The organism is Pseudomonadales bacterium (assembly GCA_013215025.1).
Classification (GTDB): Bacteria; Pseudomonadota; Gammaproteobacteria; order Pseudomonadales; family DT-91; genus DT-91.
Window position 1 is genome coordinate 1 of record JABSRR010000348.1, and the last position, 1,571, is coordinate 1,571.

Annotated in this window: 3 protein-coding genes; all 3 read left to right on the forward strand. The window is 44.6% G+C overall.

Going from position 1 to position 1,571, the window contains the following annotated elements:
* Window positions 1-45 precede the first annotated feature (45 nt).
* On the forward strand, window positions 46-315 hold the full coding sequence (locus HRU21_13545; protein ID NRA43306.1) for a transposase: 270 nt from the start codon (window positions 46-48) through the stop codon (window positions 313-315).
* A gap of 26 nt (window positions 316-341) precedes the next feature.
* A complete protein-coding gene (locus HRU21_13550) occupies window positions 342-1,370 on the forward strand; it encodes an IS3 family transposase (GenBank protein NRA43307.1) in 1,029 nt (342 codons plus the stop codon).
* Between the two features lie 46 nt (window positions 1,371-1,416).
* The coding region (locus HRU21_13555) for a group II intron reverse transcriptase/maturase (protein ID NRA43308.1) at window positions 1,417-1,571 on the forward strand (155 nt) is incomplete at its 3' end.

Sequence of the window (1,571 nt, forward strand, 5' to 3'; positions counted from 1 at the left end):
TGGTCATCGCAAGATAAATTTTCGGTAGTGCTTGAAACCGCCAGCATGAATGAGGCGGAGTTGAGTGAATATTGTCGTAAGAAGGGCTTATATCCAGAACAAGTGGATGATTGGAAGGCAAGCTGCATGCAGGCGAATGCATCTGCGCAAGAAGTAGCAAAAGCAAACCGAGAACAGTCAAAGCAAGATAAAAAGCGTATCAAGAAACTAGAGTCTGAGCTTAAGCGGAAAGAAAAAGCATTAGCGGAAGCTGCTGCATTGCTCGTGCTTCAAAAAAAAGCCCAGGCACTCTGGGGGGAAAGCGAGGACGACTGATCCCTCATGATTTGCGTTGTGAAGCTGTGACACTTGTTGATGAAGCTGTTTTATCCGGTGCGCGTCAATCGAAGGCGTGTCATGCATTAGAGATTAGTGTTCGAACGTATCAACGATGGTGTCGAGATGAAAAGGTAAAGGAAGATGGGCGACCGGGTGCTGTTCGCCCAACACCTTCTCACGCACTTAGTGACGAAGAAAGGCAACGAGTTTTATTTACGCTTAACCAAGGCGAATTTGCTAGTATGCCGCCATCCCAAGTGGTACCCAGGCTAGCGGATGAAGGCGTTTATCTTTGTTCTGAGTCGAGCATGTACCGAATACTTCGAGAAGCAAAACAACAACATCATCGTGGTCGAAGTCAGGCGCCAGAAAAACGCCCTTTAGCAACACATAAAGCCATGTCACCCAATGAGGTGTGGTGCTGGGATATCACATGGTTACCGGGCCCGGCAAAAGGTATTCACTACTATTTGTATTTAATGCTGGATTTATTTAGTCGTAAAGTTGTTGGTTGGGAAATCCACGAATCAGAATCGGCCGACAATGCTTCTCGCCTACTACGAAAAGCGTGTATGAAAGAACGTATTTCGACAAAACGCAACCCACTGGTATTGCATTCAGATAATGGTAGCCCGATGAAAGGGTCGAGTATGTTAGAAACGATGTATCACCTAGGTGTTGTCAGTTCGTTTAGCCGGCCACGTGTTAGTAACGATAACGCCTATGCTGAGTCGATATTCCGAACGTGCAAATACCGACCTGATTACCCTTACAAAGGTTTTAAATCTATCGATGAAGCGCAGCAATGGGTATTGAACTTTGTTACGTGGTACAACACCGAACATCGACATAGTGGTATTAAGTTTGTCACCCCAAATGAGCGTCATCGGGGTCAAGACGTTGATGTGTTAGTTAAACGGAAGGCTGTGTATGAAAAAGCGAAGAAACAACATCCAAAGCGCTGGAGTGGCAACGTAAGAAACTGGAATCGTATTGATCAGGTATGGTTAAATCCAGAACGTGACGATGTAAAATTAAATAAAGTTGTTTAAGTTGATGCGACAACTAGCTTGAAAAACGGCGGAACTCACTATTTATATGCGCGGATGGATCAATTATTTTGGAATTGCTCAGGGATATCAAAAGTGCATCGACTTAGATGCTTGGATTCGAAGACGTCTACGTATGTGTTATTGGAAACAATGGCGAAAGACTCGAACAAAAATTCGAAACTTAATGCGACTAGGGGTTCC

Coding starts and splice junctions, on each gene's coding strand:
- HRU21_13545 (NRA43306.1), top strand. CDS start 46: ATGAATGAGGCGGAGTTGAGTGAATATTGTCGTAAGAAGGGCTTATAT.